General features: G+C 64.0%; 4 protein-coding genes. 3 read left to right on the forward strand and 1 reads right to left on the reverse strand.

Annotation, left to right across the window (positions count from 1 at the left end; translation table 11 throughout):
* Positions 1 to 76 precede the first annotated feature (76 nt).
* A complete protein-coding gene (locus tag AWC08_RS06705) occupies positions 77 to 865 on the reverse strand; it encodes a hypothetical protein (protein ID WP_068021939.1) in 789 nt (262 codons plus the stop codon).
* 167 nt (positions 866 to 1032) lie between these two features.
* On the opposite strand from AWC08_RS06705, the gene AWC08_RS06710 reads away from it, so the two are divergent.
* The 3 genes from AWC08_RS06710 to AWC08_RS06720 are packed head-to-tail and all read left to right on the forward strand — an operon-like array spanning position 1033 to position 4014.
* The gene (locus AWC08_RS06710) at positions 1033 to 1629 is read left to right on the forward strand and encodes a recombinase family protein (RefSeq protein WP_055576341.1); all 597 of its coding nucleotides are present in this window, start codon (positions 1033 to 1035) and stop codon (positions 1627 to 1629) included.
* Positions 1626 to 3146: a Mu transposase C-terminal domain-containing protein gene (locus AWC08_RS06715; RefSeq protein ID WP_082658354.1), complete on the forward strand. Its 1521-nt coding sequence runs from the start codon at positions 1626 to 1628 to the stop codon at positions 3144 to 3146. The genes AWC08_RS06710 and AWC08_RS06715 overlap by 4 nt, the downstream gene beginning before the upstream one ends.
* Positions 3147 to 3153: 7 nt before the next feature.
* Positions 3154 to 4014, forward strand: coding sequence for an AAA family ATPase (locus tag AWC08_RS06720; RefSeq protein ID WP_055576339.1), 861 nt, complete (start codon positions 3154 to 3156; stop codon positions 4012 to 4014).
* The last annotated feature ends 48 nt before the right edge of the window (positions 4015 to 4062 follow it).

A 4062-nucleotide genomic window follows, 5' to 3' on the forward strand; every position in this document is an offset into this window, starting at 1 on the left:
TGTGATTTTCAGAGGTAAGTGGCGGTGAATCTTCAGCGGTAAATGGCGTCACATAGTCGCGATGACCCGCGTGCGGTTAAGCGTTTAGGCGATCTTCGTATGGGGCGTCGGGCGGAATCTGTAGGACCTCGATCATCTCGGATGTGCGGAGCTGGTCGATAAGTTCACGTGTACCGCCGATGATGGTGGAGTCGTAGTCGACTTCGGTTGCCACGCACCAGGTGTGGTCGGCGGGCCAGAAGAAGCTTGGCGATTGGGGGATGAAAAAGTCCTCGTTGACCCAGTGTCCGATCCGTACGGCGGCGTCGATGTGGCCTTTAAACAGGTGGTATCTGCGGCCGGGTAGTGAAAAGGTGGGTCCGCTTGTGGCGAGTCGCCATTGAGCCGGTGCCGGCTGGGGCGGTTGGATGTCCGGGATCACACCGTCGGGAGCGTAGTAGGCGGTGATCGTCGACGCCGGACTGTCATGGTCGTGGAGCCAGCCCCAGCCTTCCCAGACCGCGAAACAGCACGCCTGTGCTGTCGTGGTGTGCCTGGCGAGGATGGCGCAGAGCGCCTTGAGTGCCCAGCCGTTCAGGTCTCCCCGCATGGGGTCGCCCGGTCGGCCGCGTCCCGAGGATGCTGAGGACTTGATCTTCTCCCACCAGGCCGATGGATGGAGAATGCGGCTGTTGGCGCGGGCCACCGTCGCCCAGGTCAGTGGTCCGGGGTGATCGTCGAGGGGATGCAGTAGCCGGGCGTAGGCCCCAAAGCCGGCACCGACCATGCCGGTCGGCCAGTGCTGGTGATCCCATAGGTCTACCCGGTCGATCAGCCACTGAGCCGGCTCGGCCGAGCCGGCAGGTCGAGGAGGTTGATGATCCACCCTGCCACGATCCCTTACACCGCCCCGTTACGCAGCATCGGCGTGTTTCGTTAACGATCGTTCGCGCGACAGTCCGCCAGGCTGAACATTTCCGCAGGATAGGCCTGTAACGCTTGCCGTGTCCGCGCCAACGTCAACTTGTCGGGGGTTGGCGATACCGTCCGGCCATGCGGATCGGCTACGCGCGGGTCTCCACCCGCGACCAGCACCCCGAGGCCCAACGCGATGCGCTCACCGCGGCGGGCTGTGACCAGATTTTCCTCGACAAGGTGTCGGGCAAGCTGGCCCGCCGGCCGGAGCTCGACAAAGCTCTGCTGTCGGCCAACCGTGTCGGCGATCAGCTGGTGGTGACCAAACTGGACCGGCTGGGCCGATCGCTGGAGCATCTCATCGAGTTGTCCAAGCGCCTGCAGGGCGCCGGCGTGGATTTGGTGGTACTCGACCAAGGCATCGACACTTCAACGGCCATTGGCCGCATGTTCTTCCAAATCCTCGGCGCTGTAGCGGAATTCGAGCACGCTTTGATGTCGGAGCGCACCATGGACGGTTTGGCGGCCGCGCGGGCCCGCGGCCGCACCGGTGGGCAAAAACCCAAACTGGGTCCCCGTCAGGTGAAGCTGGCCCAGCAGATGTACGACGAGAAAGACGAACACGGCAAGCGTCGCTACACCGTCGAGCAGATCGCCGCCGAGTTCGGAGTCACCCGACCCACCATTTATCGGCATCTGGGCAAGGCCCTTAACAACGGCTCGGCCGCATCATGACCCCCCCGCAAGAGCCGGTCAGGACACCGGACGAAGCGGATACCGCATTGACCATGGCCCAACGCGAACAGGCGATGGCCCGCTACGCGGTGCTGCGCCCACACCTGGACGACGGGATATCGCTGGCCGAAGCCGCGCGTCAGGGTGAGGTGGCGCTGCGCACCGCGCAGCGCTGGCTGGCCAGCTACCGCAAGTCAGGACTAGTGGGGCTGGTCCGTCCTGGACGCTCTGATTGCGGCCGCCGCGGGTTGCCCGATCAAATGGTCACGCTGATCGAGGGGCTGGCATTACGACGGCCTCCGATCAGTGCGGCAAATATTCACCGCCAGGTGACCCAGATTGCGCCGCAACATGACTGGCCGGTGCCGTCCTACAGCACGGTGTACGCGATCGTCGCGGGCCTCGATCCGGGCTTGCGGATGTTGGCCCACGAGGGCACCAAACGATACGAGGAGACCTTCGATTTGGTGTATCGGCGTCAAGCGAGCGGGCCGAACGAGCTATGGCAGGCCGACCACACTGAACTGGACCTATGGGTGATCACGCCGTCGGCAAAGCCGGCTCGCCCCTGGTTGACTGTCATCGAAGACGACCACTCCCGCGCTGCAGCCGGCTACATGGTCAGCTTGGAGGCACCCTCCGCGATCAACACCGCTTTGGCGCTGCGGCAAGCGATTTGGCGCAAACCCGATCCCGGTTGGCCGGTGTGCGGCATCCCTGGCGTTTTCTACACCGACCACGGCAGCGACTTCACCTCCCGGCATATGGAGACCGTAGCGGCCGAACTGAAAATCCAACTGGTGTTCTCCCTGCCCGGCAAGCCACGCGGCCGGGGCAAAATCGAGCGGCTGTTCAACAGCGTCAACCAGATGTGCCTGTCGACGTTGCCCGGCTACGCGCCACGCGGAACCCCTGATCGAGCCGGACAGGCCCGGCTCACCCTGCCCGAATTGGACACCGCGATCGGGCGGTTCCTCAGCGACGGCTATCACCACCGGGTGCACAGCGAGACCCGCCAAACACCAGCACAGCGCTGGTCGGGCGGCGGGTTCTTGCCCAGGATGCCCGACTCGTTGGAGCAACTCGACCTGCTGCTGCTCACCGTGGCCCAGCCCCGCAAGATCCACCCCGATGGAGTGCACTTCCAAGGACTGCGCTACCTAGACCCGGTGCTGGCCGCCTACGTCGGCGAACAGGTCACCATCCGCTACGACCCGCGCGACCTGGCAGAGATCCGCATCTTCCACGACGACAAGTTCGTCTGCCGGGCGATTTGCCCCGAGCTGGCCGGCACCACCGTCGCGCTCAAGGAAATAACCGCCGCCCGCAATGCCCGCCGCCGCGAACTACGCCAAGGCCTTCGTGATCGCGCCAAGGTTGTCGACCAGCTCATCGCCGTTCATCAGCCCGACTGCAACTACCCGCTGCCTGGGATGGCCGTAGCGGCTAGTGGGCCAGCCGACCTCGACCAGGATTCGGCGCCCAAACATGCGCTCAAGCTTTACCGAGAGGACTGACCACGTCATGGCCGACATCCAGGACCAGGACACCCAACACACCGCTGCCCCCTCATCCGAGCAGTCAACTACCACAACGAAATTCGTTGTCACCAAGCAGCATCGCCGCTTCGTTGAATTCTGCGATGCCGTGCGCCGCGACCGCTACATCGGCCTATGCCACGGCGCACCCGGTGTCGGCAAAACGCTGTCGGCTCGCCACTACAGCTCATGGGACACCGTCAGACCGATCGTCGAGCACTTCCGCTTCTACGAGACCGTCGCACCCGAACCTGCTCTCGCCGTGCGCACCGTCTTCTACACCCCCAAGGTGCACAACACACCCCTCATCGTCGAGAAAGAGGTCCGATACCTGCACACCCGGCTCAGCTGGGCCATTGAGACCACGCTGAACCCCGACCGCGGCTCCGAGCACCTCGTTGAACCTGACGGGGCGTATACCGAACTGGTCATCGTCGACGAAGCCGACCGGCTGAAAAACCCCGCCCTAGAAGCGCTACGCGACCACCACGACCGCACCGGCGCCGGCCTGATCCTCATCGGCATGCCCGGCATTGAACGCCGACTGGCCCGCTACCCGCAGCTCTACAGCCGCGTCGGATTCCTGCACCACTACCAACCCCTGTCCAGCGACGAACAAACCTTCGTACTGTCGCGTCAGTGGCCCGACCTCGGCCTCGACAACCCCGAAGACTTCACCACCCGCGAGGCCCGCGCCGCGATCATCCGCATCACCAGCGGCAATTTCAGGCTCACCACCCGGCTGATGGCGCAGATCCATCGCATCATGGACATCAACCAGCTCAACACGGTCACAAGCGAAGTCGTCGACGCCGCCCGCGAATCCCTCGTCATCGGGATCATGTAACGCCATCTATCGCTGAAGATTCACCGCCACTTACCTCTGAAGATCACA

The organism is Mycobacterium gordonae (assembly GCF_002101675.1).
Classification (GTDB): domain Bacteria; phylum Actinomycetota; class Actinomycetes; order Mycobacteriales; family Mycobacteriaceae; genus Mycobacterium; species Mycobacterium gordonae.

Bases quoted from the DNA above. Each gene is read 5' to 3' on its own strand.
- AWC08_RS06720 (WP_055576339.1), top strand. From the start codon at position 3,154: ATGGCCGACATCCAGGACCAGGACACCCAACACACCGCTGCCCCCTCA.
- AWC08_RS06715 (WP_082658354.1), top strand. From the start codon at position 1,626: ATGACCCCCCCGCAAGAGCCGGTCAGGACACCGGACGAAGCGGATACC.
- AWC08_RS06710 (WP_055576341.1), top strand. From the start codon at position 1,033: ATGCGGATCGGCTACGCGCGGGTCTCCACCCGCGACCAGCACCCCGAG.